General features: G+C 73.3%; 19 protein-coding genes. 14 read left to right on the top strand and 5 right to left on the bottom strand.

The genetic code is table 11. The features are described from left to right. The first annotated feature begins 231 nt into the window (after positions 1-231). The 8 genes from OG823_RS09475 to OG823_RS09440 all read left to right on the top strand — a co-directional run bounded on the left by OG823_RS09475 (position 232) and on the right by OG823_RS09440 (position 6350). Positions 232-1830, top strand: coding sequence for an ABC-F family ATP-binding cassette domain-containing protein (locus OG823_RS09475; protein ID WP_371479014.1), 1599 nt, complete (start codon positions 232-234; stop codon positions 1828-1830). Positions 1831-2239: 409 nt separating this feature from the next. Beyond that, the gene (locus OG823_RS09470; protein WP_030059940.1) at positions 2240-2473 is read left to right on the top strand and encodes a helix-turn-helix domain-containing protein; all 234 of its coding nucleotides are present in this window, start codon (positions 2240-2242) and stop codon (positions 2471-2473) included. Between the two features lie 369 nt (positions 2474-2842). After that, complete coding sequence (locus OG823_RS09465; RefSeq protein ID WP_371479013.1) at positions 2843-3649, top strand: enoyl-CoA hydratase/isomerase family protein; 807 nt, start codon at positions 2843-2845, stop codon at positions 3647-3649. Between the two features lie 157 nt (positions 3650-3806). Further along, positions 3807-4313 (top strand): Asp23/Gls24 family envelope stress response protein, encoded by a 507-nt coding sequence (locus OG823_RS09460; protein ID WP_371479012.1) that lies wholly within the window; start codon positions 3807-3809, stop codon positions 4311-4313. A 54-nt stretch (positions 4314-4367) separates the two neighbouring features. Continuing rightward, entirely contained in the window at positions 4368-4559 is a 192-nt protein-coding gene (locus tag OG823_RS09455) for a hypothetical protein (protein WP_371479011.1), read from the top strand. Continuing rightward, positions 4559-4906: an Asp23/Gls24 family envelope stress response protein gene (locus tag OG823_RS09450; protein ID WP_371479010.1), complete on the top strand. Its 348-nt coding sequence runs from the start codon at positions 4559-4561 to the stop codon at positions 4904-4906. Before OG823_RS09455 ends, OG823_RS09450 begins: the two co-directional genes overlap by 1 nt. Positions 4907-4933: 27 nt before the next feature. Then, positions 4934-5683: a DUF6286 domain-containing protein gene (locus OG823_RS09445; protein WP_371479009.1), complete on the top strand. Its 750-nt coding sequence runs from the start codon at positions 4934-4936 to the stop codon at positions 5681-5683. A gap of 43 nt (positions 5684-5726) precedes the next feature. Continuing rightward, entirely contained in the window at positions 5727-6350 is a 624-nt protein-coding gene (locus OG823_RS09440; RefSeq protein WP_371479008.1) for an alkaline shock response membrane anchor protein AmaP, read from the top strand. A 17-nt stretch (positions 6351-6367) separates the two neighbouring features. Here OG823_RS09440 and OG823_RS09435 read toward each other — a convergent pair whose 3' ends face one another. Next, entirely contained in the window at positions 6368-7129 is a 762-nt protein-coding gene (locus tag OG823_RS09435) for an SDR family oxidoreductase (RefSeq protein WP_371479007.1), read from the bottom strand. Between the two features lie 162 nt (positions 7130-7291). Between OG823_RS09435 and OG823_RS09430 the strand changes: the two genes are divergently transcribed. Together OG823_RS09430 and trxA are read left to right on the top strand one after the other, a co-directional pair. Next, the gene (locus OG823_RS09430) at positions 7292-7705 is read left to right on the top strand and encodes a MerR family transcriptional regulator (RefSeq protein WP_371479006.1); all 414 of its coding nucleotides are present in this window, start codon (positions 7292-7294) and stop codon (positions 7703-7705) included. Positions 7706-7718: 13 nt separating this feature from the next. After that, positions 7719-8051, top strand: coding sequence for a thioredoxin (gene trxA / locus OG823_RS09425; protein WP_371479005.1), 333 nt, complete (start codon positions 7719-7721; stop codon positions 8049-8051). Between the two features lie 45 nt (positions 8052-8096). On the opposite strand, the gene OG823_RS09420 is transcribed toward trxA, so the two are convergent. Then, positions 8097-8909 carry an SURF1 family protein gene (locus OG823_RS09420; RefSeq protein ID WP_371479004.1) on the bottom strand — a complete coding sequence of 271 codons (813 nt, stop codon included), beginning with the start codon at positions 8907-8909 and terminating at the stop codon, positions 8097-8099. A gap of 47 nt (positions 8910-8956) precedes the next feature. Further along, positions 8957-9955: a DEDDh family exonuclease gene (locus OG823_RS09415; protein ID WP_371479003.1), complete on the bottom strand. Its 999-nt coding sequence runs from the start codon at positions 9953-9955 to the stop codon at positions 8957-8959. 156 nt (positions 9956-10111) lie between these two features. On the opposite strand from OG823_RS09415, the gene OG823_RS09410 reads away from it, so the two are divergent. The 4 genes from OG823_RS09410 to moaA all read left to right on the top strand — a co-directional run bounded on the left by OG823_RS09410 (position 10112) and on the right by moaA (position 14639). Beyond that, a complete protein-coding gene (locus OG823_RS09410) occupies positions 10112-11155 on the top strand; it encodes a zinc-dependent alcohol dehydrogenase family protein (RefSeq protein ID WP_371479002.1) in 1044 nt (347 codons plus the stop codon). Between the two features lie 277 nt (positions 11156-11432). Beyond that, positions 11433-11792 (top strand): DUF485 domain-containing protein, encoded by a 360-nt coding sequence (locus OG823_RS09405; RefSeq protein WP_371479001.1) that lies wholly within the window; start codon positions 11433-11435, stop codon positions 11790-11792. Further along, the gene (locus tag OG823_RS09400) at positions 11789-13417 is read left to right on the top strand and encodes a cation acetate symporter (RefSeq protein WP_371479000.1); all 1629 of its coding nucleotides are present in this window, start codon (positions 11789-11791) and stop codon (positions 13415-13417) included. The genes OG823_RS09405 and OG823_RS09400 overlap by 4 nt, the downstream gene beginning before the upstream one ends. A 232-nt stretch (positions 13418-13649) precedes the next feature. Beyond that, a complete protein-coding gene (gene moaA, locus OG823_RS09395; protein WP_371478999.1) occupies positions 13650-14639 on the top strand; it encodes a GTP 3',8-cyclase MoaA in 990 nt (329 codons plus the stop codon). A gap of 76 nt (positions 14640-14715) precedes the next feature. On the opposite strand, the gene OG823_RS09390 is transcribed toward moaA, so the two are convergent. Together OG823_RS09390 and OG823_RS09385 are read right to left on the bottom strand one after the other, a co-directional pair. Beyond that, positions 14716-15006, bottom strand: coding sequence for a hypothetical protein (locus OG823_RS09390; protein ID WP_371478998.1), 291 nt, complete (start codon positions 15004-15006; stop codon positions 14716-14718). A 302-nt stretch (positions 15007-15308) separates the two neighbouring features. Further along, positions 15309-15680 (bottom strand): DUF3099 domain-containing protein, encoded by a 372-nt coding sequence (locus tag OG823_RS09385; protein ID WP_371478997.1) that lies wholly within the window; start codon positions 15678-15680, stop codon positions 15309-15311. Between the last annotated feature and the right edge of the window lie 119 nt (positions 15681-15799).

Below are 15799 nucleotides of genomic sequence, written 5' to 3'. Positions count from 1 at the left end.
AATCGGCCGCCCTGGCCGGGCCGCGCGCCGCGCCCGGTAGACTGGGCGCCATGGCTGACTTCTCCGGGCACTGACGGGCGGACGGCGAGCCGGTCGGCGCACCTCGGAGGTGCGTTCCCGGCCGGCCGTGTTCCCCGTGACGACGCCCGCCAACCCCGCCGCGCCGGACCCGCCCCAGCCTCTGGGTGCCCCGGGTGCCCGTGCCCGCCCACGTCCCAGGAGTACCCAGCCATGATTTCCGCGAACGCCCTCGAACTGCGTGCCGGCGCCCGCGTCCTGATCGAGTCCGCCAGCTTCCGGATCGCCCCCGGCGACCGGATCGGCCTGGTCGGTCGCAACGGGGCCGGCAAGACGACGCTGACCAAGGTGCTGGCCGGTGAGGGCATCCCGGCCGGTGGGTCGGTCACCAACTCCGGCCAGGTCGGCTACCTCCCGCAGGACCCGCGCACCGGCGACCTCGACGTGCTGGCCCGCGACCGCATCCTCTCGGCCCGCGGCCTCGACACCGTGCTGAAGAAGATGCGCGAGAACGAGGAGCGGATGGCGAACGGCAAGGGCGCCACCCGCGACAAGGCGATGAGGAAGTACTCCAACCTGGAGACCGAGTTCCTCACCAAGGGCGGGTACGCCGCCGAGGCCGAGGCCGCCACCATCGCCGCCGCCCTCGGCCTGCCGGACCGCATCCTCGGCCAGGAGCTGCACACCCTCTCCGGTGGCCAGCGCCGCCGGGTCGAGCTCGCCCGGATCCTCTTCTCGGACGCCGACATCCTGCTGCTCGACGAGCCCACCAACCACCTCGACGCCGACTCGATCGCCTGGCTGCGCGACTTCCTGAAGACGTACAAGGGCGGCTTCATCGTGATCTCGCACGATGTCGAGCTGGTCGAGACGGTCGTCAACAAGGTGTTCTACCTGGACGCCAACCGCGCGGCGATCGACATCTACAACATGGGCTGGAAGCAGTACAAGCAGCAGCGCGAGGACGACGAGAAGCGCCGCAAGCGCGAGCGCGCCAACGCCGAGAAGAAGGCCGCGACGCTCAACTCCCAGGCGGACAAGATGCGCGCCAAGGCGACCAAGACGGTGGCCGCGCAGAACATGGCCCGCCGCGCCGAGAAGCTGCTGGCCGGGCTGGAGCAGGTCCGGGTCTCGGACAAGGTCGCCAAGCTGCGCTTCCCGGATCCGGCGCCCTGCGGCAAGACCCCGCTGACGGCCGAGGGCCTGTCCAAGTCGTACGGCTCACTGGAGATCTTCACCGACGTCGGCCTGGCGATCGACCGCGGTTCGCGGGTGGTCATCCTCGGTCTCAACGGCGCCGGCAAGACCACCCTGCTGCGGATGCTCGCGGGCGTCGAGTCGCCGGACACCGGCGAGGTCATCCCGGGTCACGGCCTGAAGATCGGCTACTACGCGCAGGAGCACGAGACGCTCGACCCGGAGCGGACGGTGCTGGAGAACATGCGATCCTCGGCGCCGGACACCGACCTGGTGCAGATCCGCAAGATCCTCGGTTCCTTCCTCTTCTCCGGCGACGACGTGGACAAGCCGGCCGGGGTGCTCTCCGGTGGCGAGAAGACCCGGCTCGCGCTGGCCTCGCTGGTCGTCTCCAGCGCCAACGTGCTGCTGCTCGACGAGCCCACCAACAACCTCGACCCGGCCAGCCGGGAGGAGATCCTCGGCGCGCTGCGCGAGTTCAGCGGCGCCGTCGTGCTGGTCACCCACGACGAGGGCGCGGTGGACGCGCTCCAGCCGGAGCGGATCATCCTGCTGCCGGACGGCGTCGAGGACCTCTGGAGCCCGGCGTACGCGGACCTGGTCTCGCTGGCCTGACCCACGGCGCGTTCCACCCTGCGGTGCCTGCGGCCCCGCGCACCACGGTGCGCGGGGCCGCAGTCATGCCCGGCCCGGCTGTTCGACGTAGACGCCGGTCCGCCGTCCGTACGAGAAGAACTGGTCCTCCCGGTGTGTCCGGGAATGAAGTGGTCCGGGATTCCGTTTGTGTGGGATTCCATGGGCCCTTCGCTTCCGAGGTGCCGGGGCGGCCGTGCTGATCAGCTCTTTCGTCCCGCCGGGGCACTCGGAGTCAGGGGGGCGTGCACCCAGCGTGAGCGCCCTTGTGCGCTGCGATCACCACCGGTGCCCCGCGCTTCGCGACATCCACCTTGTCGAATGGGTGGCCAGGATGCTGTCGATGGGTGATCATGGGAATCTGACCGAGCAACGCTACGAGGAGGCACGGGTGGCCGAGACTCTGAAAAAGGGCAGCCGGGTAACCGGTGCCGCGCGTGAGAAGCTCGCGGCCGATCTGAAGAAGAAATACGACTCCGGAGCGAGCATTCGCGCGCTGGCGGAGGAGACCGGTCGCTCGTACGGCTTCGTGCACCGCATGCTCAGCGAGTCCGGAGTGATCCTCCGGGGCCGCGGCGGTGCCACGCGGGGCAAGAACAAGGCTACTGCTGGAGCTGGTTCCTGACACTCCGTCATGTCGACGGGCGGTACGGCCGGACGGGCCCGAGGGGGTCACGGTCGCCGCGCCGGGCGCTGTGCGCGGCCGTGAGGCCGAGACCCAGGATGAATCGGCGGCGGTGCGCCGGCCGGGGAGACGACGCGACGGTCGTCCGCCCCCGGACCGGGCGAACCGGCCGCCGATCGTCATGTCCGGAGCCGGTCGCCCGGCGGGGGCCGACGGGCCCGCCGGAGCGCCCCTGTCACCTCCGGCGCAAGTTTGTTACTCTCCGGTAGCCAGGCGGCGGGGTCTTTCGCGCCCATCGCCGGCCGTGGTCCGCCGCCACCCTCTCGGCGGCGCGCAGTCGCGCGACCCCCTCACCGCCGGAGGTGCCCCATGACCACTCCCGCCACCGATCCGCAGGCCCAGCCCGGGGAGCAGGACGGCGTACGACTGGAGATCGACGGCGCGGTCGCGCACGTGACGCTCTGTCAGCCCAAGCGTCGCAACGCCCAGTCGCCCGCGATGTGGCGGGCACTCGCCGAAGCCGGCCGCGTCCTGCCCGGTACCGTCCGGGTGGTCGTCCTGCGGGCCGAGGGCGTCTCCTTCTCGGCCGGCCTGGACCGCGCGATGTTCACTCCCGAGGGCATCCCCGGCGAGCGGAACTTCCTCCAGCTCGCCGCGGCCGAGGACAAGGACGTCGACGACACCATCGCGGGCTTCCAGGAGGCGTTCACCTGGTGGCGCCGCCCGGATCTGATCAGCATCGCGGCGGTCCAGGGGCACGCGGTGGGCGCCGGCTTCCAGCTGGCCCTCGGGTGCGACCTGCGGGTGGTCGCCGACGACGTCCAGTTCTCCATGCGGGAGACCTCGCTGGGCCTCGTGCCGGATCTGGCCGGCACCAAGCCGCTGACCGAACTCGTCGGCTACGCAAGGGCGCTGGAGATCTGCGTGACCGGCCGCTGGGTCGGCGCCGAGGAGGCGGTGGCGACCGGTCTGGCCAACCTCGCGGTGCCCGCCGCCGAGCTCGACGCCGCCGTCGGGGATCTCGCGGCCGCGCTGCTGGCGGCCCCGCGCAACGCGGTGATCGAGACCAAGGCGCTGCTCCAGGGCGCCGGCTCCCGCTCCTTCGACGAGCAGCGTTCGGCCGAACGGGTGGCACAGGCCCGGCGGATGCGGGATCTGGCCGGCATCGGCGACTGACCGCGGATCCCGCCGCCCGACCGGGCGGCACACGGACGGCCCGGCCCCGGTGGGGGTGCGGGCCGTCCGTGCTTTCCGGGAGCGCGTTACGTGGCGGAATGCCAGAGTTGGGATGAATTGCGATATAGCTGGACACGCAACGACAGGAGATCCCCTCATGCCCGACACGCCGACGCCCAACGCGCTGCACAAGAACACCGCCGCCGGCACCGCCAACCCCTCCACCGGATCGTCGGGCGGATCGAATCCGTCCGCGGAGCGGGGACGCACCGCACTGGCGGTGGGAGTGGTGGAGAAGATCGCCGGCATGGCCGCCCGCGAGGTTTCCGGCATCCACGCCCTGGGCTCCGGACTGTCCCGCACCTTCGGCGCGATGCGCGACAAGGTGCCCGGCAACAAGTCGAGCATGGGGCGGGGCATCAAGGCCGAGGTCGGCGAGAAGCAGACCGCCATCGACATCGCCCTGGTCGTCGAGTACGGCGTGGTGATCCCCCGGCTCGCCACCCAGGTACGGGAGAACATCATCAGCGCGGTCGAGCGGATGACCGGTCTGGAGGTGGTGGAGGTGAACATCGCGGTCAACGACGTGCACCTGCCGGACGAGCCGGACATCGACGAGGACGAGGAGCCGGTGCCGTCCGGCCAGCGGCCCAAGTTGCAGTAGCGGTAAAGGTCGCGCCCATCCCCGGCGGTTGCCGGCACATACGAGGAGCAGTGGATGAACCTGGCCATCGTCGGCCTGGTGGTGGGAATGGCCCTGGGCTTCGCCGGTTACTTCGGCGGGTTCGCGGCCTTCCTGCTGGTGGCCGTCCTCGGTGCGATCGGCTTCGTGGCGGGCCGCCTGCTGGAGGGCGACATCGACCTCGGCGACCTGGGCGATCTGCTGCGCGGCCGCGACCGGCGCCGCTGATGCCGGCCGTGGTCGCGCCGTCGGCGGCGGACGGCCGACGGGGCAGCCTGCGGATCGCCGACCGGGTGTTCGCGAAGATCGCCGCCCGGGCCGCCCGGGACGCGCTGGAGACGGCCTGGGTCGGCCGGGCCGGGCGCGGAGCCCCGCCCGACGTGTCCGTCTCCGTGCCGGGCCGTACCGCCACCGTCCGGGTCGGCGTCGAGCTGCCCTTCCCCGCCGATCTCGCGTCGCTCGCCCGCGCGGTGCGCGACCGGGTGGCCGAGCAGGTCGTCACGCTCACCGGCACCCGGGTGGCCGAGGTGACGGTCGTGGTCGAGCGGCTGCTGCCGAAGACGGACGGGGAATGAGATGACGCTCGGGGAGGGCAGGCGGCGATGACCGGACCGACCGAGGAACCGGAACCCGGACCGGGACCGCCCGCCGAGGAGGCTCCGCCCGCCGAGGAGGCGCCGGAGCTCGACGCCGCGCCGGACCCGGGCCCGGACGCTGCTCCGGGTACGGGCCCGGACGCTGCTCCCGGCACCGGCACCGGCACCGGCACCGGCACCGGCACTGGCACCGACGCCGGCACCGACGCCGCGCCGGCGCCGACCGTCCGGGTGCGCCGCCCCCGTGCCCCCCGGACCGTCGCCGCCGGCCTGGTCGTCCTGGTGGCGCTGGTGGCCGGCGGCGCCCTGCTCTACGACGTGGTCGCCGTACGCACCGGCCACCCGGCCCGGCAGTGGCGCGCGGACCTCGCCGAACAGCTGCAGACACGCCATCTGGACGACCTCTGGGTGCTGATCGGCGCCGGCGCGGCCGTCGTCGTCGGCGGCTGGCTCTGCCGGCTGGCGTTCGCCCCGGGGCTGCGCCGCTGGCTGCCGCTGCGCCCGCCGCCCGGGGCGGTGGCGACCGAGGCGGTGATCGACCGGGCCGGCGTCGGCGCCCTGCTGCTCACCCGGGCCCACGAGGTGCCCGGCGTCGAGGACACCACCGTACGGATCAACCGCCGTCGGGCCCGGGTGACGATCACCGGACCGGCCGACCCGGCGGCCGTCCAGCGCACGCTGGCGGCGGAACTCGACCGGATCGCCCTGGCCCGCCCGGTGGCCCTGGAAGTCCGCACCCTGCGGACGAAGCTGTGAGCGGCCCGCGCCCGCCGGGCCGGGCCGGGAGAGGAGTCGGGCAATGAGCCGGTCCACCGTCAACCGGATCCTGCTGGCCGTGGCCGGGGTGCTCCTGCTGCTCGGCGGACTGCTGGTGCTCGCCGGCGGCCTCGACCTGTACGCACGGCTGAACCTCGACCCGCCGCACTGGTGGCCGCTCACCTCGCCCGACCAGCCGCTGTTCAGCCATGCCTCACGGACCCGCTGGACGGACCGGGACTGGTGGTGGCCGGCCGTGGTCGGCGCGCTCTCCCTGGTGATCGTGCTGGGACTCTGGTGGTTCTTCGCCCAGCTGCGCCGCACCGCGCCGAGCAGTCTGGCCCTGCCCGCCCCGGCGGACGCGGGGCTGCGGCTGCGGCTGCGCACCAAGGCGCTGGAGGACGCGCTCCGCTCCGGCGTGCAGCGGCTGCCGGAGGTCCAGCGGGCGCGGGTGCGGATGGAGGGCCGGGGCAAGCGGCTCGCCGTGCGCGGCACCGTCCTGCTGGCGCCGGGCGGTGATCCGGCGACCCTTCTGCGGCGGATCGAGGCGGGCCCGCTCACCGAGGCGAGGACGAGCGTGGGCCTGAACGGGCTGCCGGCCAGGCTGCGGCTGCGGGTGGCGACGAAGAAGCCCGCCGCCACCCCCAAGCACCCGCGGGTGCTCTGAGCCGCAGCGCCCGGGCCTCACAGCCCGCGCAGGGCCCCGCCGTCCACCGGGATCATCACACCGGTCAGGTAGGAGGCGGCGGGGGAGAGCAGGAAGGCGGCGACCCTGCCGAACTCCTCGGCCGTGCCGTAGCGCCCGAGCGGGATCGCCGAGGCGGCCCGGGCCCGAGCGGCCTCGGCGTCCCCGCTGAGCGCGTCCAGCTCGCGGACCCGGTCGGTGTCGATCCGGGCCGGCAGCAGGCCGACCACCCGGATGCCGCGCGGACCGAGCTCGTCGGCGAGCGACTTGGCGGCCATCGCCAGGCCCGGTCGCAGTCCGTTGGAGACCCCGAGGCCCGAGATCGGCTCACGGACCGAGCCGGAGAGCACGAAGCCGATCACACCGCCGGCGTCCAGTTCGGCGGCCGCCGCCCGGGCGATTCGCAGCGCCCCGAGGAACACCGACTCGAAGGCGCCGCGCCAGGTCTCGTCGTCGGCCAGCACCACCGGGCCGGCCTTCGGGCCGCCGACGCTGATCAGCACGCCGTCCAGTCGCCCGAACCCCTGTCGAGCCGCCTCGATCAGCCGCGCGGCCGTTTTGGGGTCGGCGTTGTCCGCCACCACGCCGTGTGCGCGGGCCTCGCCGCCCAGCTCGGCCACCGCCGCGTCTACCGACTCCCGGGAGCGGCCGCTGATCACCACCCGGGCGCCGTCCGCGGCCAGCTCCCGGGCGGCGGCGAGGCCCAGGCCCCGGGTGGCGCCGGTGATCACGTACACCTTGTCCTGCAATCCAAGATCCATGGACGGTATTGTCGCCCGCCCGTACCGCCGCTCGCCGCTGCCGGGTCCGGTCCGTGTCGCAGCCGCGCCCGCCCGCCCGGTACCGCCCGCGGCTGGCGTTGACGTCAGGGTCAGGGTCTACCGTCGGTCCCGGCGGCGCGGTGCGGCCGGAAGGAGCGAGGGATGCGGATCGGCGAGCTGGCCAGACGGGCCGGGACGACCACCCGGACGCTGCGGTACTACGAGTCGCGCGGGCTGCTGCCGGCCCGGCGCAGCGGCAACGGCTACCGGGCCTACGGCGAGGAGGACCTGCGGCTGCTCCAGCAGATCCGGCTGCTGCAGGACTTCGGGTTCGGCCTGGAGGAGACCCGGCCGTTCGTGGAGTGCCTGCAGGCCGGCCATCCGGCGGGTGACACCTGCCCGGCCTCGCTGGAGGTCTACCGCAGCAAGCTCGCGGAGCTGGACGCCTGCATCGAGCGGCTGCGGCAGGTCCGCGAGCAGGTGGGGGCCCAGCTGTCGCGGGCCGAACTGGAGGCCGGCGCCGCCGGCCCGGGACCGGAGCCGCGCTGCGAGCTGGCCCACGGAACGCACGACTAGAGGGAGGAACCCGATGGTGCAGGTGACAGGGGTCGAGTCGGTCACGGACGAGTCGTTCGCCGCGGAGGTGCTCGCCGCCACGGGCCCGGTGCTGGTGGACTTCACCGCCGACTGGTGCCCGCCGTGCCGGATGATCGCGCCGGTGCTGGCCGAGGTCGCACGGGAGCAGGCCGGGCGGCTCAAGGTGGTGACCCTGGACGTGGACGTCAATCCGCAGACGCAGGTGGCGTACGCCGTGCTGTCGATGCCGACGCTGATGGTGTTCGTGGACGGGGAGCCGGTGAAGTCGCTGGTCGGCGCGCGCGCCAAGGCCAGGCTGCTGCGCGATCTGGAGGACGTGCTCTGAGAGCGGGCCGGTACCGGCCCCGCGCGGCCGGGCCGGCCCCGCGCTTCAGGCCGCCGGGACCGGATCCGGGGCGGCGCCGGACTCCACGGCCGGCCTGGCCCGCTCGGCGGCTCGGTCCCTGGCCTCGCGGCGGATCAGAATCCCGACCCCGACCGGGATCATCGCGGTGAACAGCCACCACTGGACGGCGTACGCCATGTGCGGGCCGATGTCCGAGTGGTTGGGCTCGGGCAGCAGTTCGGGCTGGCTCGCCGGGGCCGGGTCGGTGGCGGTCAGCTCCAGGTAGCCCGGGAGCACGGCGGCGTGGCTCCGGGTGGCCTGCTGGGCGCTGTTGATCAGGTTGAACTGGCGGTCCGGCAGTCCGCCGCGGTCCCGGATCCCGCTGCCGGCCGAGGTCTCGTCCGCCCGCATCCGGCCGGTCAGGGTGATCTCGCCGGAGGGCGCGGGCGGGACCTCCGGGTAGGTGGTCGCCGACCCGCCGGAGGCCACCCAGCCCCGGTTGACCAGCACCTCGCCCCTGCCGTCCGCGAGCCTGAGCGGCGTGACCACGAAGTAGCCGATGTTGTCCCCGCCCGCGTCGGTGCGCTTGCGCACCACGAACTCGTTCGCGGCGTCGTACGTCCCGGCCGCGGTGACCGCCCGCCAGGTGAGGTCCTTGGACACGGCGGCGCCGGCGGCGCTGAGCGAGTCGAAGGCGACCGGCGGCGCCGTCAGCGAGCGGGCGATCAGCTCGTTGCGGGCGACCCGGGCCTCGTGGCGGTGCAGCTGCCAGAAGCCCAGCCGGACGGTGGCGGGGATCAGCAGCAGGGCGATCAGGACGGTGATCACCCAGCGCCGGGAGAGCAGAAAACGGTACACATTGGCACCGTACGCCCACCTCACGCGCGGGCCGGACACCGGGGTCGTCAGGCCCGGTCCGCGTGCGGTGCCACCTCGCGCAGCAGCTGCAGGAAGGCGTCCTCGCCGATCACCGGGGTGCCGAGGTCCCGGGCCTTGCGGGCCTTCCCGCTCCAGCTGCCCGGCTCGTTGGTCACCAGCAGGCTGGTGAGCCGGCTCACCGAGGTCGCGATGTGCAGGCCGGCCTCCACGGCGCGGTCCTCCAGCACCTCGCGGTCGGTCGCGGTGTCGCCGGTGATCGCCACCCGCATGCCCTGCATCAGCGGCCTCCCGTCCTCCCAGCGCCCGGGGTTCGGGTAGGGGCAGGGCGGGCGCTTCCTGGCGGCCCGGTAGGACGAGCCGGTCCAGGAGCTGCGGCCGGGGGCCGCGGGCTCCTCCTCGCCGAGGTCGGTGACCGCCACGCAGGCCTGCAGCGGCAGCGGGACCCCGCCCTGGCGGGCCAGGTGCAGGCTCGGCCGGAAGGCCTCCGCCAGGACCCTGGCGTCGTCCAGCGCGTTGTGCGCGTGCCGTTGCTGCACGCCGAAGTGCGCGGCCAGCGAGGCGAGCTTGCCGTTGGGCAGCGGCAGCCGCAGGTCACGGGAGAGCACCATGGTGCAGATCCGGTGGTCCACCGGGGCGCGCAGGCCGGCCCGCGAGTACTCGCGGGAGATCATGTTCCAGTCGAAGAGCGCGTTGTGGGCGACCATCACCCGCCCGCGCAGCCGCTCCGCCAGCTCCTCGGCGATCTCCCGGAAGGTCGGAGCGCCGCGCAGGACCTCGCTGGTGAGGCCGTGGATCCAGACCGGGCCCGGATCCCGCTCGGGGTTGACCAGGGTGTACCACTGGTCGGTGACCTCGCCCTCGGCGTCCAGCTGGTAGACGCCGGCAGAGATGACCCGGTCCGAGCGGCCGAGGCCGGTGGTCTCGACGTCCACCACCGCGAAGCCCTCGGCCGGGGCGGCGGCGCGCTGCGCCGGCAGGGGGACCACCCACGGGGCGCTGTCGGTCGGTGACTGGATCGCGTGCATGGTCAAACAGAATAAGCGCCGCGGAGGGCCGCTCCGGCCCGAATGTCCGACACCCCCCGCCGGAATAGAGTGGTGAGCGTGTTCGTCGTACACCCTGTCGAATGCGTTCCGGCCGCCCGCACCCCGGCGGCAGCCTCCTCCGAAGGACGATCCCTCATGCGCGCCACCGTGATCCACGGCCCCAACGACATCCGGATCGAGGAGGTGCCCGACGCCGCGATCCGCCACCCCACCGACGCCGTGGTACGGGTGGTCAACGCCTGTATCTGCGGCAGTGACCTGTGGGCCTACCGGGGTGTGGCGGCCCGCGTCGCGGGCCAGCGGATCGGGCACGAGTTCCTCGGCGTCGTCGAGGACATCGGCTCGGAGGTACGCGGCCTGCGGCGGGGCGACCTCGTGGTCGCCCCGTTCGTCTGGTCGGACGGCACGTGTGACTTCTGTCGCGAGGGCCTGCAGACCTCCTGCCCGCACGGCGGCTTCTGGGGTGAGGTCGGCTCGGACGGCGGCCAGGGCGAGGCGGTCCGCGTCCCGTTCGCCGACGGCACCCTCGTGCGGCTGCCCAAGGAGGCCGCCTCCGACGAGAAGCTGCTGCCCGGCCTGCTCGCGCTCTCCGACGTGATGTCCACCGGCCACCACGCCGCCGTCTCGGCCGGCGTGCGGCCGGGCGCGACCGTCGCGGTGGTCGGCGACGGCGCGGTCGGCCTCTGCGGCGTGCTCGCCGCCCACCGGCTCGGTGCGGGCCGGATCATCGCGCTCGGCCGCCACCGGGCGCGGACCGACATCGCCCGCACCTTCGGTGCCACCGACGTGGTCGCCGAGCGCGGCGAGGCCGCCGTCGAGGCGATCAAGGAGCTGACCGGCGGTCAGGGCGCGCACGCCGTACTGGAGGCGGTCGGCACCGAGGAGTCGATGCGCACCGCGATCTCGATCACCCGCGACGGCGGCGCGGTCGGCTACGTCGGCGTGCCGCACGGCGGCAGCGCCGGGGTGGACATCGGCCAGATGTTCGGCCGCAACGTTTCGCTGCGCGGCGGGGTCGCGCCGGCCCGGGCGTACATCCCCGAGCTGCTCCAGGACGTGCTCTCCGGCGCCATCGACCCGGGCCCGGTCTTCGACCGCACCGTCGACCTGGACGGTGTTCCGGAGGGCTATCGGGCGATGGACGACCGCTCGGCGCTCAAGGTGCGGATCGCCTTCTGAGCCGGCCGCCCGCCCGGCCACGCGCCCGGCGGGTGTCCCACCGAACCGCCCGCGGGGCGGCGCCCAGACCGGCGCCGCCCCGCGGGCGTGTGTGAACCTGACGCGTTTCGGCCAATTCGCGAACACACCGGGGTGAAGATCCGGCTGATCGTGCGCAAGGTCTTCTCGCGACCCTTCGATCACTCCTAGCATCGGCGGCGCACCCAGGACTGTGACGCCCCTCACGTCCGGCCGCTGCGCCGTGCTCCGATCCGACGAGGAAGCCAGGAGACACCGAGTGGAATCACCGCCGACCGTCACCGACGAGTCACACGTCCAACGCATCGAGGAGAGCGAGGAGTTCCGCGATCTGCGGCGCTCCTTCCGCAGTTTCGCGTTCCCCGTGACCGTCGGCTTCGTCCTCTGGTACCTGCTTTACGTGCTGCTCTCCAGCTACGCCCCGGCCTTCATGGCCACCAAGGTCGTCGGCCACATCAACGTCGCGCTGGTGCTCGGCCTGCTGCAGTTCCTCTCCACCTTCGTGATCGCCGCCTGGTACGCCCGCTTCGCGGACCGCCGGCTCGACCCGCCCGCCGCGGCCATCCGCGCGCGCTTCGACACGGCAACCGTCCACGCGCCCAGGGAGGCCGGCGAATGACCACCAGCATCGCGAGCGCGCAGCTCGCCACGGCCGCGACCGAGCACCGCGGCCTGACCATGACGCTGTTCGGTGTCTTCGTCCTCGCCACCCTGGGCATCACGATCTGGGCCGGCCGCCAGACCAAGGACGCCGCCGACTTCTACGCCGGCGGACGCGGCTTCACCGGATTCCAGAACGGCCTGGCCATCTCCGGCGACTACATGTCCGCCGCGTCCTTCCTCGGCATCGCCGGCGCCATAGCGCTCTTCGGTTACGACGGCTTCCTCTACTCGATCGGCTTCCTGGTGGCCTGGCTGGTCGCCCTGCTGCTGGTCGCGGAGCCGCTGCGCAACTCCGGCCGCTACACCATGGCCGACGTGCTGGCCTTCCGGATGCGCCAGCGCCCGGTGCGGACGGCGGCCGGCATCTCCACCATCGTGGTGTCGATCTTCTACCTGCTCGCCCAGATGGTCGGCGCGGGATCGCTGGTCGCGCTGCTGCTCGGGGTGGAGGGCGGCGCCGCCAAGCGCTGGACGATCGTGGCGGTCGGCGCGCTGATGGTCGTCTACGTCGCCGTCGGCGGCATGAAGGGCACCACCTGGGTGCAGATCGTGAAGTCGGTGCTGCTGATCGTCGGCACCGCGCTGATGACGATCCTGGTGCTCGCCAAGTACCACTTCAACATCTCGGCCCTGCTGGGAGCCGCCGCCGACGCCAGCGGAAAGGCCAACGCCTTCCTGGAGCCGGGCCTCAAGTACGGCGTCACCGGCACCACCAAGCTCGACTTCCTCAGCCTCGGCCTGGCGCTGGTCCTGGGCACCGCGGGCCTGCCGCACATCCTGGTGCGGTTCTACACGGTGCCCACCGCCAAGGCCGCCCGCAAGTCGGTGCTGTGGGCGATCGGCATCATCGGCGGCTTCTACCTCATGACGCTCGCGCTGGGCTTCGGCGCCGCCGCGCTGGTCGGTCCCAAGGTGATCAAGGCCTCCAACGCGGCGGGCAACACCGCCGCCCCGCTGCTCGCGGAGAAGCTCGGTGGCGGGGCCGGCTCCACCGGCGGTGCGGTGCTGCTCGCGGTGATCTCGGCGGTCGCCTTCGCCACCATCCTCGCCGTGGTCGCCGGCCTCACCCTGGCCTCCTCGGCCTCCTTCGCGCACGATCTCTACGCCAACGTGATCCGGCGCGGCAAGGCCGGTGAGAAGGAGGAGATCCGCTCCGCCAAGCTGGCGGCGATCGCGATCGGCGCCGTGGCCATCGTGCTGAGCATATTCGCCGAGAAGTTGAACACCGCGGCCCTGGTCGCCCTGGCCTTCGCGGTGGCGGCCTCGGCGAACCTGCCCACCCTGCTCTTCTCGCTGTTCTGGAAGCGCTTCAACACCCGGGGCGCGGTCTGCTCGGTCTACGGCGGCCTGATCAGTTCGGTGCTGCTGGTGGTGTTCTCCACCGTCACCTCGGGCAAGGCCACCTCGCTCTTCCCGCACTCGGACTTCCACTGGTTCCCGCTGGAGAACCCCGGCCTGGTCTCCATCCCGATCGGCTTCCTGCTCGGCTGGATCGGCACCCTGCTCTCCAAGGAGAGCGCCGACCCGGCGAAGTACGCCGAACTGGAGGTCCGGTCGCTCACCGGACTGGGCGCGCACTAGGCGCCCCGGCCCGCGTGGCGCACCGGCGCAGCCGCCGACGGGCGCGGCCGCTCCACCCCGACACGGTCGAGGAGGACGCGGCCGCGCCCGTGCCGCGTCCGCCGCCGTCCGGCGCGGGCCCGGTTCCACCGGTCGGACGGCGCTCCTCGGTCGCCGGCGGCTGCGGCTAAGCTGGCGGGGGGCGGCCGCGACAGCGGCCCGGGCCAGCCGCACTTCAGGGAAGGGGCGCACGGTGCTCCTCGACACCTTCGGTCGTCAGGCCGTCGATCTGCGGGTCTCGCTGACCGACCGGTGCAACCTGCGCTGCACCTACTGCATGCCCGAGGAGGGCCTGCAGTGGCTCGCCAAGCCGGAGCTGCTCACCGACGAGGAGATCGTCCGCCTGGTCACCATCGGCGTACGCGACCTCGGTGTCCGCGAAGTCCGCTTCACCGGCGGCGAGCCGCTGCTGCGCCCGGGGCTGGTCGGGATCGTCGCCGCCTGCGCGGAGCTGACCCCGCGCCCCGAGCTCTCGCTCACCACCAACGGCATCGGCCTGGCGCGTACCGCCGCCGCGCTCAAGGCCGCCGGGCTGGACCGCGTCAACGTCTCGCTGGACACGCTGGATCCGGACACCTTCCACACCCTCACCCGCCGCCACCGCCACCACGACGTGCTGGCCGGGCTGGCCGCGGCCGAGGCCGCAGGGCTCGACCCGGTCAAGCTCAACGCGGTGCTGATGCGCGGGGTCAACGACCACGAGGCCGCCGACCTGCTCGGCTGGTGCGTGGAGCGCGGGTACGAGCTGCGTTTCATCGAGCAGATGCCGCTGGACGCGCAGCACGGCTGGGACCGCTCCCGGATGGTCACCGCCGAGGAGATCCTCGACCGCCTCGGCGAACGCTTCGCTCTCACCGCCGAGCCGTCCACGGTGCGGGGGGCCGCGCCGGCCGAGCGCTGGCTCGTCGACGGCGGGCCGGCGAGCGTGGGCGTGATCGCCTCGGTCACCCGTCCGTTCTGCCGGGCCTGCGACCGCACCCGGCTGACGGCCGACGGGCAGGTCCGCAACTGCCTCTTCGCCACCGGTGAGACGGATCTGCGCACGGCCCTGCGCTCCGGCGTCCCGGACGCCGGCATCGGCGAGCTGTGGCGGGCCGCGATGTGGGGCAAGAAGGCGGGCGCGGGCATCGACAACCCGGAGTTCCTCCAGCCCGAGCGCCCGATGTCCGCGATCGGCGGCTAGCGCCGCACCCCGCCGGTGCTCCGGCGGGACGGGCGCCCCGGGTGGTCAGTGGCCCGGGTGGTCAGTGCCCCGGTGGTCAGTGCCCGGGGGACGCGGCTCCGGGGCCCTCGGCGGTGGTCCATTCGGCGAACGGCAGGACCTCCTTGAGGAAGCCCCGCACGCCCAGGAACTGCGCGAGGTGCTCGCGGTGCTCGTCGCAGGCCAGCCAGGTCTTGCGGCGGTCCGGGGTGTGCAGCTTGGGGTTGTTCCAGACCAGGACCCACGCCGCGGCGGCGCGGCAGCCCTTGCCGGAACAGATCGGGCTCTGCGGCTGCCCCGCCGCCCCGGCGAAGAGGCCGAGCGGGGGCTGCTGGTCCTGGGTGTGCATCGCGGGCCGTCCTGATGAGCGTCGGTGCCCTCCGCTGCGGGGAGGGGCGGGAGTGTGCACCGCCAGTCTCGCACCCGCGCCGTCGCCGGAATCCGGCGGCCGATCGCGTCCGGGCATGGCGACGCCGGGCAGCCACGGGGGGAGCCGCCCGGCGTCGGTCCGTCGCTCCGACGGGGGATGCGGAGCGCGTACGCAGTATGTCATGGCGAACCCCCCGTTCGGGGCGGTCTTTCATGATTAATCTGAGGTTCCTTTGAGCTTTCCAGGGGTTGAAAGCTCAGCTAACCGGACGAAGCGGACAGTTAGTCGCCGACCGGTTCCGACGCGTCCGGCCGGCCGCCCGACCGGTCGGCCCCGCCGCCGCCGGTTCCGCCCGGGCCGAGCATCAGCGGGGTCTGCGGCGGCACCGCGAAGGTGCTCGGCAGTCCGGGGGCCCGCTCCCGGCCGGCGTTGGCGATGAGCACCGCGAAGTACGGCAGCAGCACGGCGCCGACCAGCGCGGTGTACGCCACGTACCGCTGGATGTCCCACATGATCACGGCGAGCAGCACGCAGAGCGTGCGGGCCAGCATCGAGACGACGTAGCGGCGCTGGCGGCCACGGACGTCCTCGCTCAGACTGCTCCGCGCCCCCGTGATCCGGAAGACCTGTCCGTCGTCGGCGCTCTTGCCCATGTCCTACCGCCTTCGTCAGCACCCGCACGCCACGCCGCACACTCCTCGCAGCACGGCATCCTCACGGTACGCCGCGTCGGCCGCGCGCAGGAGAGCGGGGGAGCGTGGATCCACCCGCG

The sequence above is a fragment of the Kitasatospora sp. NBC_00315 genome (genome assembly GCF_041435095.1).
In the GTDB taxonomy this organism is placed as follows: Bacteria; Actinomycetota; Actinomycetes; order Streptomycetales; family Streptomycetaceae; genus Kitasatospora.
This window is presented reverse-complemented; position numbering and strand designations above follow the sequence as displayed.